Genomic DNA, 16,405 nt, shown 5'->3' with positions numbered 1-16,405 from the left:
TGCGGGAATGATTGCCCTCATCGCCGACAAGCTCGCCGACAGCCAGTTCCTGGTTGCGTTGCTTGCTGCCGTCGCTGCCGCTGCGACAGTTCTGACCCTGGCGATGCCCTTGGTCGAGGGCAACGACCTCAACAAGCGCATGAAGAATGTTGCGATCGAGCGCGACAAGATCCGTGCGCGCGAGCGGGATCGCCTGAACCGGCAGAAGGACAAGGTCTCGCTGCGCCAGGAACCAAAGGCGTTCATGCGGCGCATTGTCGATCAGTTCAAGCTGGGTGACTGGCTCGGCACCGAAACGGCGAAGAAGCAGCTCGCCATGGCGGGTTATCGCGGGCCACAGGCCGAGATCGGCTTCCTGTTCTTCCGCCTGGTGACGCCGATCGGCCTCTTCCTGTTCACGCTCTTCTATGTCTTCTTCATCAAGGATTTCGGTCAGCCGCCCTTGATCCGGTTCGGCATGGCGATCGGCGGCGCCTATCTGGGCATCAAGGCGCCGGAGATATTCCTGTCGAACCAGATCTCGAAGCGCCAGGCGTCTATGCGGCAGGCCTTTCCCGATGCGCTCGACTTGTTGCTGATCTGTGTCGAGGCGGGCATGTCGATCGAACATGGTTTCCGCAAGGTCTCGACCGAGATTGGCGGTCAGTCGGTCCCCCTCGCCGAGGAGTTCGCGCTCTGCACGGCCGAACTCTCCTACCTCGCCGAAAGACGCCAGGCCTATGAGAACCTGGCCGCTCGCACCGGGCTCGAGGGAGTGAAGTCGGTCTCGACTGCACTGGTTCAGGCCGAGCGCTACGGCACGCCGCTCGGTACTGCGCTGCGCACATTGGCGCAGGAAAGTCGCGACCAACGCATGATGGCGGCGGAGAAGAAGGCCGCGGCATTGCCGCCGAAGCTGACGGTGCCGATGATCCTGTTCTTTCTGCCGGTGCTCTTCGTCGTGATCATGACGCCGGCGATCATTCAGGTGATGAGGCTGAAATAGCTTCGTCCGCTCGGCCGGCGAGCCGCCACGCGCATATTGGCGCCGAGCAAGGGCAAAGGGCGCGCGCGGATGATGCTGCGGATGCCTCCGGCGGCTCATATGCTCGTGGTTGGAGGCCCCACCGAAGCGGCCGGCGTGCCTAACCCTGTGGGGTTGATCGATCCGCTTGCTCAGGCTGGGCAGATGCTGCTGTTTTTGCCTTGTTGCTGCCCTTGAGCATGTTCCAGCTATTGGGCTGGCTGACGCTGCGCTTGAGATAGGCGATGGTTGCGGCTGCTTCGGCCGGGCTCTGGTCCTGCTGTGCCAGCGTTTCCGCTTCGCCAAACCTGCCCTGCAGGCCGAGCACCAACACGAGATTCTGTCGGATGCGGGCGTCGGCCCGGTTGGAGTTCGAAGCCTCGCGCAGCACGCGCTCGGCCTCGGGCAGGCGCTTCGACAGCGCGAGCGACAGGCCGAGATTGGACATCACCGTGGGCTCGCCGGGAGCGAGCTTGAGGGCGGTTTCGTAGATCTGCTGGGCGCGGGCATGCTCGCCGAGCTGGTCGGCGACGGTGCCTTGTGCCGACAGGACACGCCAGTCAGGTCGTTCCGGCGAATGGGCACGCGAGAGCACCTCGTCCGCTTCCTTGTAGCGGCCATTATCGGCCAGCGAACGACCATAGGCACCGAGCATCTCGCGATCCTCGCTGTGCACGAGCACCGCGTTCTGCAGGACGGCGAGGGCCTGGGCATTCTGGTCGAGCGCCCGCAGCGCGCGGGCATAGTAGAAGGCGGAGTTCCGGTCCTTCTGGTTCGCGTCGTAGCGCTTGCCCCATTGGTCGGCCTCGGCGCGCCATTCGGCGGGTCCGCGTGGCTGGGTCGGGGCGGATCGCCCGATGGAGCCGGTGATGTCGCCGATCCCGCCGCGGCTTTGGCAGCCGGCCAGGGCGAGCGAGGCGAGGCAGACGGCTGCCAACAGCCGGCCGCGGGAGGCCGCAGACGAAGGATACAAAACTGCGGAGAAGCAGCGGGACATGGGCCAGAGTGCCTTGCCACGAGAGAGAACTGGTCGTTCTGGTGGTAAAACGTTAACCCTAATGCTTCCTTAACTGGCTTCGCCGCTCACTCCTTCGAACAGGTTCCTTCAGCCGTGCACAGCCTGCTCCTTGCCTCTGCGCCGTCCGCCGTCCCGGTTCATCTCGTCTCGAAGGCGGGCTGGCCGGCACTCATCGAGCACCTCGCGCCCGAGGCCGCGCGCTTTGCGAAGGCCCATGGCTTCGCCGCGCGTCCCGGACAGCATGTCGTGCTGCCGGATGGGCTGGGCGCTGTCAGCGCTGTGCTCCTTGGTGTCGAGGGAGCATCGGCGCGCCGCCGCGATCCATTTGCTCCCGGCCGGCTCGCCGCGGTACTGCCGGAGGGCGATTATCGTCTGGAGGGCGAGATCGATGATTTCGGCCTTGCGGCGCTCGGTTGGCTGCTCCAGTCCTATCGTTTCGAGCGCTACCGCAAGCCGCAGCCGGTCCGCGCCCGGTTGGTATTGCCCAAGGGTGTGGATGGTGTGGAGCTGAGCGCGCTCGCCGAGGCGGTCGCCTTTGCCCGCGATCTCGTCAATACGCCGGCAAGCGACATGGGGCCCGCTGAGATCGAGGCTGCGATCCGTCAGCTCGGGCAGGATTTTGGTGCGAGCGTCACCAGCCAGGTCGGGGACGATCTGCTCGAGCGCAACTTCCCGATGATCCATGCGGTTGGCCGGGCGTCGCCGCGCGCTCCGCGCCTGATCGACCTTGTCTGGGGCAATCCGGCCGATCCCAAGGTGACACTCGTCGGCAAGGGTGTGGCGTTCGATACGGGCGGGCTCAACCTCAAGACAGATGCCGGCATGCTGCTGATGAAGAAGGACATGGGCGGCGCCGCGGCCGCGGCTGCCGCTGCGCGCATGATCATGCAGGCGAAACTTCCGGTACGGCTGCGCCTCCTTGTGCCTGCCGTCGAGAATGCCGTTTCCGGGGCATCGTTCCGCCCGGGCGATGTGCTCCGGAGCCGCAAGGGGCTGACGGTCGAAATCGGCAATACCGACGCCGAGGGCCGGCTCATCCTGGCCGATGCATTGGCCTTGGCGGATGAGGAAGTCCCGGAGCTGTTGATCGACTATGCGACGCTGACCGGTGCCGCCCGCGTTGCGCTCGGTCCCGAGTTGCCACCCTTCTACACCCATGACGAAGGGCTCGCGGTCGAAATCTCCCGGCTGGGGCAGGTGGTAAACGACCCGGTCTGGCGCATGCCGCTCTGGCCGCCCTATGACGGGCTGCTCGACTCCAAGATCGCCGACGTCAACCACGTCTCCGGGGGCTCGTTTGCCGGCTCCGTCACGGCTGCGCTCTTCCTCCATCGTTTCGTCGAGAAGACACAGTCCTACGCGCATTTCGATATCTATGCCTGGAACCCGTCGTCGAAGCCCGGCCGCCCCGAGGGCGGCGAATGCCAGGCCGCGCGTCTGACCTATGCATTGGTCAAGCAGCTCTATCCGAAGGTCCAGGGATGAAGCCCGGCGATCTCCGCGCGGCATGCCCTTGATAGTCGGCGGTTAAGTCTGTTCGACGAGAGCGATTGCAGCCGCAGGTTGGCGCGATAATGATACGGACCCGTAACGATCGGGGTTCGTATCAGTCATGGCGTTGGAGATCAGGCCTTCGCAGGCGCTCAGGCTCTGGCGGCAGGTGCATCTCGATCTGGTGCATGACGGTCAGGCGGACCTCTCGGCCCGCCAGACCGCGATCCTGTTGACGATCTATCTCGAGCTGCCGCCGCATACCGTGCGCGGGCTTGCTCAGCAGCTCGGCGTCACCAAGCCCGTGATCACCCGCGCACTCGACACGATGGGCAAGCTCGGCCTCGTCACGCGCAGGCGCGACGAGTTCGACCGGCGCAATGTCGTGATCCAGCGGACCGTGGCCGGGGCGCTGGCTGTCGAACGGCTTGCCGATCTGGTGGTGCAACGGGCGCGCGATCTCGGGCCGGGCTGAGCAAAGGCATCTTCGCGCTATAGCAGGCTCCGGCTATGGTGCCCCCATGAACACGATTCTCGACCGCCGCCTGACCCCAGCCCGTTCCGACCTCGCCGCCCGGCACCTGATGGGCCAGGTCGAGGCCCGCGCCTTCGCCGATCCCGTCACCATGCGCGTCGTTGCCCCTTCCGCACCGGTTCGGCGCGAGCCGCGCCCCGATGCCCCTCTCGATACCGAGGCACTCGCGGGCGAGGTCGTACAGGTCTATGAGCAGCATGAGGGCTGGGCCTGGGGCCAGCTCGGCGCCGACGGCTATGTCGGCTATTTGCCGGACGATGCGCTGCGCGCCGATATGCCCGCGCCGACGCACCGTGTTCGTGCGCTGCGGACCTTCGTCTATCCCGGAGCCTCGATCAAACTGCCGCCGCTTGCCGCGCTATCGCTGGGCGCCGGCCTGACCATTGCCGGCGAGAGCGGCAATTTTCTTGTACTCGCCGATGGCGGCCATGTCTGGCGCACGCATCTCGCGGAACTCAGCGAGGGCGAAGCCGATTTCGTCGCCGTTGCCGAGCGCTTCGAGCATGTCCCCTATCTCTGGGGCGGTAAGACAAGCCTCGGTCTCGATTGCTCCGGCCTCACTCAGTTGGCTCTGGCCGCGGCCAGGATCGCTTCGCCGCGTGATTCCGACATGCTGGAAGCGGCGATAGGCGAGCCAATCGCTTTCGACGAGAGCCTCCTCGGCCTGAAGCGCGGGGACCTCGTTTTCTGGAAGGGGCATGTCGGCATCATGACCGATGCCGAGACGCTGCTGCACGCCAACGGCTATACGATGACGGTCCATCGCGAGCCGTTGCGCACCGCTCGCGACCGGATCCTGGACAAAAGCTTCGGCGCCATCACCAGCATCCGGCGGATTGCTGGCGCCTAATCCAGCGCTTTCAGCCGATAGAGGGCGTCAAGCGCAGCGCGTGGCGTCATCTCGTCGAGATCGAGCGCGGCGAGCGCTTCGCGCAATACATCCGGGCCAGGTTCGGCCGCCGCAACTGGTGCAGGTCGCCGGGCCGGCGCCGCAAAGAGCGGCAGATCATCGACCAGCGAGGCGACAGGCTTCTCGCGCTCCGTCTTCTCCAGCTCTCCGAGAATGGCGCGGGCCCGCTCGACCACGGCCGGCGGCAGGCCGGCAAGCTTGGCGACCTGGATGCCATAGGAGCGGTCGGCGGCACCGGGCACGACCTCGTGTAGAAAGACGACCTCGCCATTCCACTCTGTCACGCGCACAGTGGCGTTGGTGACGCGGGCCAGCCGGTCTCCAAGCGCTGTCAGCTCGTGATAATGCGTCGCGAACAACGACCGGCAGCGATTGATCTCGTGCAGGTTTTCGATGGCCGCCCAGGCGATCGACAGGCCGTCGAAGGTCGCCGTGCCGCGGCCGATCTCGTCGAGAATGACGAGCGCGCGCGGCCCGGCCTGATTCAGGATCGCGGCGGTCTCGACCATTTCGACCATGAAGGTCGAGCGACCCCTGGCGAGATCGTCGGCGGCGCCGACGCGTGAGAACAGCCGGTCGACAATGCCGATATGGGCGCTGGCGGCGGGCACATAGGAGCCCATCTGCGCCAGTACGGCGATCAGTGCGTTTTGCCGCAGGAAAGTCGATTTACCCGCCATGTTCGGGCCGGTGATGAGGCAGATGCGTCCGCCGGTGTCGGCTGCGCCAAGCGCCGAGAGCTCGCTGTCATTGGCGACGAAGGGTTTTCCGTCGCGCTTCAGTGCGGCTTCGACAACCGGGTGGCGCCCGCCCTTGATGGTGAAGTCGGCGCCGTCATCGACGAGCGGCCTCGTCCAGTTTTCGTTGGCCGCGAGTGCCGCAAGGGCAGCGGCAACATCGATCTCGGCGAGCGCGAGCGCTCCCGCCTTCACAGGCTCGGCTTCGTCGAGAACGGCGGCATTGAGCGAGGCGAAGACCGAGAGTTCGAGCTTCAGTGCGCGGTCGGCGGCGGAGGCGATCTTCGATTCGAGCTCGCCGAGCTCGACCGAGGAGAAGCGCATCGCGTCCGACATGGTCTGACGGTGGACGAAGGTGGCGCGCCAGGGCTCCCTCAGGAAGTCCTCGCCGGCGGCCTGCGGCACCTCGACGAAATAGCCGAGCATCGAATTATGCTTGATCCGCAGGGTGCGGCAGCCGGTCTCGGCCGCATAGCGCGCCTGGAGTTGGGCAATGACCTTTCGCGAATCGACCTGGAGCAGCCTGAGTTCGTCGAGTGCCGGGTCATAGCCGTCGCGCACGAAGCGTCCGTCGCGGCGGTTGAGCGGCAGATCGTCGGCCAGCGCCTCGGTCAACCGGGCGGGCAGGGTCGGGTCGGTCGCGGCCAGCGTTCGGGCGGCCTGCGTCAGGGCTTCCGGCAGAGTATCATGGTCGGCGAGCGACTGCGCGATCGCCCGTGCCGCACTCAGGCCTGCGCCCAGCGCCGCCAGGTCGCGCGGACCGCCGCGATCGAGCGAGAGCCGGGCGAGGGCGCGGGCGATGTCCGGCACGTGGTCGAGCTCTCGGCGCAGGCTCTCGCGCAGGGGCGCATCGTTCAGCAGCGCCTCGACGGCGTCGTGCCGCGTGGCGATCGCTGCCGGCTCGGTCAACGGTCCGGCAAGCCGCTCCGCCAGCAGCCGCGCTCCGCCGGGGGTCACCGTCCGGTCGATGCTGGAGAGAAGGCTGCCGGTTCGTTCGCCCGAAAGCGTGCGTGTCAGCTCGAGATTGGCGCGTGTCGCAGCGTCGATCAGCATGGTCGCGCTGCCGGAATCGCGTACGGGTGGCGACAGGGGTGGGCGCGCGCCGAACTGAGTCCGCTCGACATAGGCCAGCGCTGCGCCTGCGGCTGCAATCTCGGCGCGGCTGAAGGCACCGAATGCATCCAGAGTGGCTACGCCGAAGAATTCCTTGAGTCGGCGCTCGGCCGAAGCCGCATCGAGGCCCTCGCGAGCCAGTGGGGTCACCGGCACCGTGAGTTCGCGCCAGAATTCCTTCAGCTCGGGGTCGTCGTGGATCGCCTCCGGGCAAACGATCTCGCGGGGCTCAAGCCGGGCGAACTCGACGGCAAGCCGCTCCGGAGGGGCCTCCATGACCGAGAAACGTCCTGTCGAGATGTCGACCGACGCGAGGCCGTAGAGAGCGCTCGAATCGCTGAGCTTGCGGCGTGCAACCGCGACCAGAAGGCTGGCGCGGCCGGGTTCCAGCAATCGCTCTTCGGTGATGGTGCCGGGCGTCACCAGTCGCACGACGTCACGCTGGACCACGGATTTGCCGCCGCGCTTCTTGGCTTCAGCGGGGTCTTCGGTCTGCTCGCAGACGGCGACGCGGTGTCCGGCGGCGATCAGGCGCTGGAGATAGTCATCGGCGCGGTCGACCGGCACACCGCACATCGGGATGTCCTCGCCGAGATGCTTGCCGCGCTTGGTCAGCACGATGCCGAGTGTGCGCGAGGCGATCTCGGCGTCCCGGAAGAACAGCTCGTAGAAATCGCCCATCCGGTAAAACAGCAGGCAATCGGGATTGGCGGCTTTGATCTCGACATATTGCGCCATCATCGGCGTGACGCGGCCGGCGTCGACCGCGGCCGCAGCCTTCGGGACGGAACTCGCTGCTTCGGGAAGGCTCGGGGATTCTGGAATGTCGCGGCGCATGGCCGGCGGACGCTATCAAAAACCACGCGCGCCGCCATCTGTTAGCGAGACTTTCAACAATTGAAAGCACGGTCATTTCATCATTCCGCCCCAAGGCCCGTTCATGCTGCTTCTGGTCAGTCTCGTCGAAAGCCTTTCGTTCCTGCTGCTTGCGGCGTTGATCCTGACCATTGCGGCCCCGTTGATCGAGGGGCGGCCCTGGCTGCGCCAATGCTGCGTCGGAGCCCTGTTTTCGCTCGGCGGTCTGCTCAGCATGGCGCATCCCTTTATTCTCCAGCCCGGCATCGCCATTGATTCCCGCAATGTCTTCGCCATTCTGGCCGGCCCGGTTGGAGGGCCCTTGGCCGCCGCTGTGACGGCTGTTTCGCTTTCGGCCATTCGCTACGCCAATGGCGGGGCCGGCATGCCGACCGGGGTAGCGGGAATCGTCCTGCACGCCCTTGCCGGTGTCGCCTACGCCACCTGGCTGGGTCGGCGCAGGCGACCGCTGACGTTCCGCGATCTTGCGGCGCTGAGCCTTGTCGGGGCCGGCTGTCTGCTCGCCTCGGTGGCCTTCATGCCGAGCTGGGTTGTCGCCGAGCGGTTTCTCCGCGAGGCCGTGCCGGCCATGATTGCTGTCAGCGCTGCGGGCACGATGCTCGTTGGTCTGGTCATCAATAATGATCGTGAGCGGCGCGAGAATTCCTACAGGCTACGGACATTGATCCAGCGGGCGCCGGGGACGCTCTATCAACGTATCCTCCATCCCGAGGGGGGGACGACCTATCGGTTTGCCTCCTTCTCCATCGACAAGTCGCTTGGCATTGCCAGGGAAGAGGTCGAGCGCGACCCCGAGATCTGGCTCGGCAGGATGCTGCCCGAGGATCGGGAGCGCTTCGAGCAGCTGCGGGCGGCGCCGGAAGGGGCCGCCACGCTCTGGCGTTTCGAGGCTCGCTACCGCGGCGCTGGCGGATCAATCGTCTGGCTGCGCAGCGAATCGACGCGACGCAAGATGGCGGACGGATCTGTCGTCTGGGACGGCATCTTGCTCGACATCACCGACGAGAAGACCCTCGAAGCGCGCCAGCAGACCCTGGAGGAACAGCGCAAGGCAGCCTTGACCGAACTTGCCGGTGACCTCGAGGTCACCGTGGGGCAGGCCTTGCGACAGGTTGGCGCTTCGGTGCGCGATATGCACCAGGCTGCGAGCCAGATGGCCGAGAACGCCAATAGCACGGCACTGCGCGCTGTCGATGTGACGCGCCAGGCCGAGAACGCCTCCCAGCGCGTCGGCAGCGTCGCGGTCGCCGCCGAGGAGATCGATGCCTCGATCCGCGAGCTGACGCGCCAGACCTTGCACGCCGACGACACCGCGCGCGAGGCGGCAAGCTATGTCCGCTCCACGCGCCGCGATGTTGCCGGTCTCACCGAGGCTGCCGACAAGGTCAGCTCCGTGCTCGCCTTCATCGAGGACATCGCCTCCCGCACCAATCTGCTCGCGCTCAATGCCACGATCGAGGCAGCGCGTGCCGGGGCGGCAGGGCGCGGGTTTGCCGTCGTTGCCGGGGAGGTGAAGAACCTGGCGGAACAAACGCAGAAGGCGACACGCGACATTGCCGATACGCTGCAGGATATCCGCTCCGCTGCCTCCACCGCTTCGGACGCGATCGCGCGGATCGAAGGCACGATGAGCGCGATCGAGCAGACCTCCAGCGCCATTGCCGAGGTCGTCGGCCGGCAGGCCGGGATTGTCTCCGGCATCGCCTCGGACGCGGTGCTTGTCGCCGGCAGCACCAACGCCGTCAGCGAAAGCGTCGGCAGCGTCGGCGGCGAGGCCCGGATGACCGGCGAGAGTGCCATTCAGGTGGTGGAGGCTGCGCGCCAGGTCAGCGAACAGACGGTTGCGCTCGATCGCTATGTCGGTGATTTCGTCCGCAGCGTCCGCGGCAGGCTCTGAAGCCGGCGACCGTCCGTCATTCGTGCGTCATCGTCATCAGCCCTGATCCGCAATCGCGCCTTGTGGAGCGGCTGCCGGCTGACCTAATGTCGATACCCTTCAGGAAACGCTCACAAAAAGAACAGTCGCATGAACGATAGCCCGCCGACCAAACGCGCCCGCCCGACCTTCACCGATCAGGAGGCGTTGCTGTTCCACTCGCAGGGGCGGCCGGGCAAGCTCGAGATCGTGCCGACCAAGCCGATGGCGACCCAGCGAGACCTCTCGCTGGCCTATTCGCCGGGCGTTGCGGTGCCGGTGCTGGCGATCGCAGAAGATCCGTCGCGAGCCTATGACTACACCACCCGTTCGAATCTCGTGGCGGTGATCACCAACGGAACGGCGATCCTCGGTCTCGGCAATCTCGGCGCGCTCGCCTCCAAGCCGGTGATGGAAGGCAAGTCGGTGCTGTTCAAGCGCTTCGCTGACGTCGACTCGATCGATCTCGAGGTCGACACTGAAGACGCCGACGCCTTCATCAATGCGGTGCGCTATCTCGGGCCGTCTTTCGGCGGCATCAATCTCGAGGATATCAAGGCGCCGGAATGCTTCATCATTGAAGAGCGCCTGCGCGAATTGATGGATATTCCGGTCTTTCATGACGATCAGCACGGGACTGCGATCATCGCGGCCGCCGGCCTGATCAACGCGCTCGATCTGACGGGCCGCGACGTCAAGACAACCAGGCTCGTCGTCAACGGCGCGGGCGCTGCCGCCATCGCCTGCACCGAGTTGCTCAAGGCAATGGGCTTCAAGCCCGACAATGTCATCCTCTGCGATACCAAGGGCGTGATCTATCAGGGCCGCACCGAAGGCATGAACCAGTGGAAGTCGGCCCATGCCGCCATCACCGACCGGCGCACGCTCGCCCAGGCGATGGAGGGCGCCGACGCCTTCTTCGGCCTCAGCCAGAAGGGTGCAGTGACGCCGGACATGGTTCGCTCCATGGCTCCGAACCCGATCATCTTCGCGATGGCCAATCCCGACCCGGAGATCACGCCGGAGGAGGTCGCGGCGGTGCGTGACGACGCCATCATGGCGACGGGGCGCTCGGATTATCCGAACCAGGTCAACAACGTCCTCGGCTTCCCCTTCATCTTCCGTGGCGCGCTCGATGTCCGCGCCACCACGATCAACATGGAGATGAAAATCGCTGCTGCCGAGGCTCTCGCCTCGCTCGCACGCGAGGATGTGCCGGACGAGGTGGCCGCCGCCTATCAGGGTGCGCGCCCGCGCTACGGCAAGGACTATATCATCCCGGTCCCGTTCGACCCGCGTCTGATCCATGTCGTGCCGATGGCTGTCGCCAAGGCCGCGATGGAAACAGGCGTTGCCGGCAAACCGATTGTCGATACCGGCGCCTACAAGGCGCAGCTCTCGGCGCGGCGCGATCCGGTCGCGGGCACGCTGAACCGCATCTTCGAGCGGGTTCGCCGCTACCCCAAGCGCGTCGTCTTCGCCGAGGGCGAGGAGGAGCAGGTCATTCGCGCCGCGACCTCCTTCGTCAATCAAGGACTGGGCCACGCCATTCTCGTCGGCCGCGAGGACCGGATCAGCGAAACCGCGACCTTCCTCGGCGTCGATCTTGAAGCCAAGGGCATCGAAATCCAGAACGCGCGGCTCTCGCATCGAAACACCGCCTATGCCCAGTATGTCTATGAGCGCCTGCAGCGGCACGGCTACCTGTTCCGCGACTGCCAGCGCCTGATCAACCAGGACCGCAACCATTTCGCCGCTGCGATGGTGGCGCTCGGTGATGCCGACGCGATGGTGACGGGCGTCACCCGCAACTACTCGATCGCCCTGGAGGAGGTCCGGCGTGTCATCGACGACAAGCCGGGGCACCGGCTGATCGGCGTCTCCGTCGTGATCTCTCGCGGCCGCACGGTGCTTGTCGCCGACACGGCGATCACGGAGATGCCTTCGGCGCAGGAACTGTCCGAAATCGCCATCGAGGCAGCAGGCGTGGCGCGCCGTCTCGGCTATGAGCCGAAGGTTGCAATGCTCGCTTTTTCGACCTTCGGCCATCCGGCGGGCGAGCGCTCCGAGAAGGTGCGCGAGGCCGTCAAGATCCTCGATGGGCAGCGCGTCGATTTCGAATATGACGGCGAGATGGCGGCCGATGTCGCGCTCAATCGCGACGTGATGAGCCAGTACCCGTTCTGTCGCCTGACCGCACCGGCCAATGTGCTTGTCATGCCGGCGTTCCACTCGGCGTCGATCTCGACCAAGATGCTGCAGGAACTCGGAGGCTCGACCGTGATCGGTCCGCTGATCGTCGGTCTCGACAAGCCGGTGCAGATCGTGCCGCTCGGCGCCAAGGATTCCGACATCGTCAACATGGCGGCGCTCGCCGCCTTCAATATCGGCGGCTGAGCGCGCTGGCCGTCATTGCGACGGTATCACGGCAATCCAGCGCCTCTCCGGTGCTGGATTGCGTCGCCGCCTCTTGGCGATGACGGCAGGTGTTCAGGACGCCTTCTTCCTGCGGGTCTCGGCGGTCTTCCTGCCCGGGGCCAAGTATTCGGCGGCCGGCCTTTGGTGCAGCGCTCGCAGTTGGTGTGCCCCGGCCCGAACATGTCTTGTTGCCGCCGCCGCTCTCATGAGTGCGCCCGGCCTCGCGCCTTTGCTTGTCGGCGTCGGCGGATTTGTTGCCGTGCGGCATGGCTCCATCCTTTTGAAGGATTTTCGGTGGGGCAACGCACTGTTCCAGATCGGGTTCGAGCCGGGCGCCGGCGCAGCCCGAAGGCTGGGCCAGTCCTGAAATTGCCACGGATAGGGCGGAATCTGCGCTCTCGGTTCTTCTTCTGCTCAACCCAGCTTGGAACGGGACTCGTCTGTCGATGCCGGATGAGTTCGCTCGACCGGGAGGACGTGATGCGTGAACCCGATATGCAAAAGCTCGACGCCCTGATCGGGAATCTCGTGGGCGATGTTGGCGCCTCCGTTTCGGGCGCCCTTGTTGTGCTCGGGGACAGACTTGGGCTCTTCAAGGCGATGGCGGATGGAGAGCCCGTCAGCCCGCAGATGCTCGCGCAAAGGACCGGCTTGAAGGAGCGCTATTTGCGGGAGTGGCTGTCTGCGCAGGCGGCCGCCGGCTACGTGACCTATGACGAGGGCGAAGACCGCTTCAGCCTGACCGCGGAACAGGCGATGGTCTTCGCGGAGGACGACAGTCCCGCCTTTTTCGCGGGTGCCTTCGAAATCGTCCAGTCGATGTGGATCGATGAACCGAAGGTCGCGGAAGCGTTCCGGACCGGCAAGGGCTTAGGCTGGCATGAGCACAGCAACTGCCTGTTTCGCGGCACCGAGCGATTCTTCCGGCCCGGGTACAACAGCCACCTTGTGGCGGACTGGCTTCCGGCACTGGACGGTGTGCAGGAGCGCCTGGAGGAGGGGGCCGTCGTTGCCGATGTCGGCTGCGGCCATGGCGCTTCGACCATTCTGATGGCCTTGGCCTATCCCAAGTCCACCTTTACGGGCTTCGACTATCACGGGCCCTCGATAGAGCGCGCGCGCGCCGCGGCAGAGGAAGCCGGTGTCGCCGAGCGGGTGTCCTTTGCACAGGCCAGCGCGAAGGACTTTCCAGGTCGGTCCTGGGATCTCGTCGCCATGTTCGACTGCCTGCACGACATGGGCGATCCCGTCGGCGCGGGCAGGCACGTCAAGGAGACCTTGGGCCCGAACGGCACCTGGATGATCGTCGAACCCTTTGCGCATGATAGCTTGAAGGACAATCTCAACCCGGTAGGCCGGATCTATTATGGCGCCTCGACTTTGATCTGCACACCGGCCTCCCTGTCTCAGGAGGTGGGCCTCGGGCTTGGCGCCCAGGCCGGCGAGATGCGCCTTCGCAAGGTTGTGCTCGATGCCGGATTCTCGCATTTCCGCCGTGCGACCGAGACCCCGTTCAACATGGTCTTCGAGGTTCGGGCCTGAAGGTGCCCCTGCCGGAGTTCAGCCGGTGGCCGTTGCCGCGTCATAGGCATCCTGCAGCATCAAGCGGCAGGCTTCCGCCTGGTCCCGTGCCGAGGGGAGGGTGATGTGCTGGGTGATCTCGGCAAGGTCGCGTAGCGCGACGTCAACAGCCGTCAGAAGGTCGATGTCCAGCGGTTCCGGCATGGTGAGCGGCTGTACGGGTAAGCGGAACTGGAGGATCTGGCCCATTGGGAACTCTAACTGACGGCGAATCGTGCCGTCAGTTTCGTTCCGCAGGGTCAGTAAGACGTTAACGCCGAAGCGGAATGTGGCGGGAACAGCTTCCGGCCCGAAATCCGTGGCCGCGCTCGCTCTACACAGTTCAATCATCGTTGAACTATTTGCAAGGATGCTGAAGTATCCAGGCCGTGCTCGGGATTAGTCCAAGAGTCCGCAGTCGCGCCGAAATGCTCCCCGGGAAATGATCCCGCGCACTCTGCTTAAAGCGTTCTTTACAGATTTTGGTGATTTGATGGGAAATGCACGGCCCTGCCGTGCAGCCTGTCCGCCAGCCCTTGCGTGCAAGGGCTCCTTCTTCTTGGCCGCAAACACGCGCGAGCGTGTCGCGTTGATAACAAAAAAGATAATGCGTCGGGGCGCAGTTCGATGAAGTCCATCCGTATCAAGATTCTGACCATGCTGGTCATTGTTGCAGCGGCCGCGGTCATTTCGGCAGTGCTGAGTTTCTATGCACTCTCAAAGGCGGATAGTCTGAACGAACGCGCGAGCAACCAAGGCGACATCGCCTTGCTGACGGAGCGGCTCAACGGGCACGTAACGGGTGTCGTGATGGAGTCGCGCGGCATCTACATGGCCAAGAACGCGCAGGAGATCGAGCAATACGGCAAGGGGATGGAAGATCGCTTCCCCCAGATGCGGCAGCTCGTCGAACGGCTGAAGGTGCTCTCCCCGGCGAGCGAACGGGAACGTGTTTCTCAGATCGAGAAGGCGGTCGCGGATTTTATTACCTATCGGACTGAAACCGTTCGTATCGGGCGGCAGGTATCGGCCGCTGCGGCCAATGCGCAGGGCAATACCGATGTGAACCGGGCGAACCGGAAGGCCGTGAACGATCTTCTGGTCGCATTCAGCAAGCGCAACGAGGATGTTGGCAACGCGCTCGGCGACGAGGCGGCCGCCTTCACCCAGCAGGCCAGGCTGGTTCTGCCGCTGGTGCTGCTCGTGACCCTGGTGGGTGCGCTCGGTGCAGCATTGATCTTCGCGCAGCGCTCGATCACCTCGCCGATCCTCGCCCTCAGTGCTGTCATGGAGCGCCTGACCGCCGGCGATACCAAGATCGATGTGCCGCATGTCGCCCGTCAGGACGAGATCGGCACCATGGCCCGCGCCGTCTCGGTGCTGCGTGAGAGCACCGAGCAAGTCGCCGCACTGCAGGCGGAGGAACGCGCAAGTGCGGAGCGTCGCCTGCGTCAGGCCGAGTCGATGGCCTCGGTGGTGTCGGATGTCGGCGAGGTCGTTGCGGCCGCTGCGTCCGGTGACTTCTCGGCGCGGCTCGCCATCGATGGCGCTGACGAACAGATGCAGAAGCTGATCAGCGGCATCAACGAGATCAACGCGGTGGTTGATTCTGCCACGACCGAGTTCGCGAAGGTGTTGCAGGCTGTTGCCTCAGGTGACCTGACGAACCGGGTCGATACCACCTATCGCGGTCGCTTCGCCGATCTGAAGGGTGCGATCAACGAGACAGTCGATCGGCTGTCCTCGACCGTGCGCACGATCCAGGTGACCGCCGGCGATGTCGGTCTGGCGTCCCGCGAGATCAACACGGGCGCCGACGACCTGTCGAAGCGCACCGAGGAGCAGGCTTCCTCGCTCGAGGAGACCGCCGCGACGACGGAGGAACTTGCTGCTTCGGTCAAGGCTTCGGCCCAGTCTTCGAAACAGGCCGCGACGATCGCCGAGGACGCGATGCGCGCTGCACAGTCGGGCGGCGAGATTGCCGGCAGGGCCGTCGAGGCCATGGCGCGCATCGAAAGCGCTTCGAAGAAGATCTCCGACATTATCCGCGTGATCGACGATATCGCTTTCCAGACCAATCTGCTCGCGCTCAACGCGGCGGTCGAGGCGGCGCGCGCGGGCGATGCCGGCAAGGGGTTTGCGGTCGTTGCGTCGGAAGTGCGTACCCTGGCGCAGCGCTCAGGCGCCGCCGCCAAGGATATCTCCGGGCTGATCTCCTCCTCGAATGCAGAGGTCACCGAGGGCGTCGAACTCGTGCGCCAGGCCGGTGCGGCCCTGACCGAAATCCTCGATGCGTCGCAGAAGGTTGCGGCCACCATCGCCGAGATCTCGACCGCGTCGGGCGAACAGGCCAATGGCATTGACGAGATGAGCCAGGCTGTCGCGCATCTGGACGAAATGACCCAGCAGAACGCGGCTTTGGCCGAGCAGAGTGCTGCCTCCGCCGCGTCGCTGACGTCGCGGATCGGCCAGCTCAACGACCTCGTTGCGGCCTTCCGGACTGGACCGGAGCAGGGACGGCAGATGGCTGCCCCGATCGCGACTGCGGCCGTCACCCAGATGGCACCCCGCCCCGCGCGCCTTGCGACCAGGGCGGCGTCTTACGCGCCGCCCGCGTTGCGCGCTTCCGACATCGAGGCGATCGATGCAGGAGGTCCCGAGCCCGAGCGCCTGCGCCAGCTTGCCGAGGCTGCCTTCGCCCAGACCAAGGCTGCGCCGAAGCGCCCCGTCATGCCGGCCAAGAAGGTCGTCAACGGCCGCGCGTCTGATGCGGGCTGGGAAGAGTTCTGAGCGGTCGCTCAAGGGCACGACGCACATCAAATGAAAGGG

At 65.4% G+C, this 16,405-nt stretch carries 12 protein-coding genes; 9 read left to right on the top strand and 3 right to left on the bottom strand.

Annotated features, from left to right (window positions below):
• Positions 1-7: 7 nt before the first annotated feature.
• Positions 8-985 (top strand): type II secretion system F family protein, encoded by a 978-nt coding sequence (locus BIWAKO_RS08535; protein ID WP_069878330.1) that lies wholly within the window; start codon positions 8-10, stop codon positions 983-985.
• A gap of 139 nt (positions 986-1,124) precedes the next feature.
• Here BIWAKO_RS08535 and BIWAKO_RS08530 read toward each other — a convergent pair whose 3' ends face one another.
• Positions 1,125-1,940, bottom strand: a complete 816-nt coding sequence (locus BIWAKO_RS08530; RefSeq protein ID WP_244523381.1) for a tetratricopeptide repeat protein — start codon at positions 1,938-1,940, stop codon at positions 1,125-1,127.
• A 174-nt stretch (positions 1,941-2,114) separates the two neighbouring features.
• Here BIWAKO_RS08530 and BIWAKO_RS08525 point away from each other — a divergent pair, with 174 nt between their 5' ends.
• The 3 genes from BIWAKO_RS08525 (at position 2,115) to BIWAKO_RS08515 (ending at position 4,897) form a co-directional block, all read left to right on the top strand.
• Positions 2,115-3,506: a leucyl aminopeptidase family protein gene (locus BIWAKO_RS08525; protein WP_069878327.1), complete on the top strand. Its 1,392-nt coding sequence runs from the start codon at positions 2,115-2,117 to the stop codon at positions 3,504-3,506.
• Between the two features lie 127 nt (positions 3,507-3,633).
• Complete coding sequence (locus tag BIWAKO_RS08520) at positions 3,634-3,987, top strand: MarR family transcriptional regulator (RefSeq protein WP_069878324.1); 354 nt, start codon at positions 3,634-3,636, stop codon at positions 3,985-3,987.
• Positions 3,988-4,033: 46 nt separating this feature from the next.
• Positions 4,034-4,897: a C40 family peptidase gene (locus BIWAKO_RS08515; RefSeq protein WP_069878322.1), complete on the top strand. Its 864-nt coding sequence runs from the start codon at positions 4,034-4,036 to the stop codon at positions 4,895-4,897.
• Here BIWAKO_RS08515 and mutS read toward each other — a convergent pair.
• A complete protein-coding gene (mutS, locus tag BIWAKO_RS08510) occupies positions 4,894-7,644 on the bottom strand; it encodes a DNA mismatch repair protein MutS (protein WP_069878320.1) in 2,751 nt (916 codons plus the stop codon). The genes BIWAKO_RS08515 and mutS overlap by 4 nt on opposite strands.
• Positions 7,645-7,747: 103 nt before the next feature.
• Here mutS and BIWAKO_RS08505 point away from each other — a divergent pair, with 103 nt between their 5' ends.
• From BIWAKO_RS08505 to BIWAKO_RS08490, 4 genes are all read left to right on the top strand, one after another.
• Positions 7,748-9,580 carry a methyl-accepting chemotaxis protein gene (locus BIWAKO_RS08505; RefSeq protein ID WP_069878318.1) on the top strand — a complete coding sequence of 611 codons (1,833 nt, stop codon included), beginning with the start codon at positions 7,748-7,750 and terminating at the stop codon, positions 9,578-9,580.
• Between the two features lie 129 nt (positions 9,581-9,709).
• A complete protein-coding gene (locus tag BIWAKO_RS08500; protein WP_069878316.1) occupies positions 9,710-11,995 on the top strand; it encodes an NADP-dependent malic enzyme in 2,286 nt (761 codons plus the stop codon).
• Positions 11,996-12,068: 73 nt separating this feature from the next.
• A complete protein-coding gene (locus BIWAKO_RS35895; protein WP_176733284.1) occupies positions 12,069-12,383 on the top strand; it encodes a hypothetical protein in 315 nt (104 codons plus the stop codon).
• Between the two features lie 113 nt (positions 12,384-12,496).
• Positions 12,497-13,558 carry a class I SAM-dependent methyltransferase gene (locus tag BIWAKO_RS08490; RefSeq protein WP_069882284.1) on the top strand — a complete coding sequence of 354 codons (1,062 nt, stop codon included), beginning with the start codon at positions 12,497-12,499 and terminating at the stop codon, positions 13,556-13,558.
• Between the two features lie 18 nt (positions 13,559-13,576).
• Here BIWAKO_RS08490 and BIWAKO_RS35285 read toward each other — a convergent pair whose 3' ends face one another.
• Entirely contained in the window at positions 13,577-13,786 is a 210-nt protein-coding gene (locus tag BIWAKO_RS35285) for a hypothetical protein (protein WP_141740025.1), read from the bottom strand.
• Between the two features lie 417 nt (positions 13,787-14,203).
• On the opposite strand from BIWAKO_RS35285, the gene BIWAKO_RS08480 reads away from it, so the two are divergent.
• Positions 14,204-16,366, top strand: coding sequence for a methyl-accepting chemotaxis protein (locus BIWAKO_RS08480; RefSeq protein ID WP_069878311.1), 2,163 nt, complete (start codon positions 14,204-14,206; stop codon positions 16,364-16,366).
• The last annotated feature ends 39 nt before the right edge of the window (positions 16,367-16,405 follow it).

Origin of the sequence: Bosea sp. BIWAKO-01 (assembly GCF_001748145.1) — a bacterium.
GTDB lineage: Bacteria > Pseudomonadota > Alphaproteobacteria > Rhizobiales > Beijerinckiaceae > Allobosea.
The sequence above is the reverse complement of the archived record's forward strand: the minus strand, read 5'-3'. Positions and strand labels throughout refer to the sequence as shown.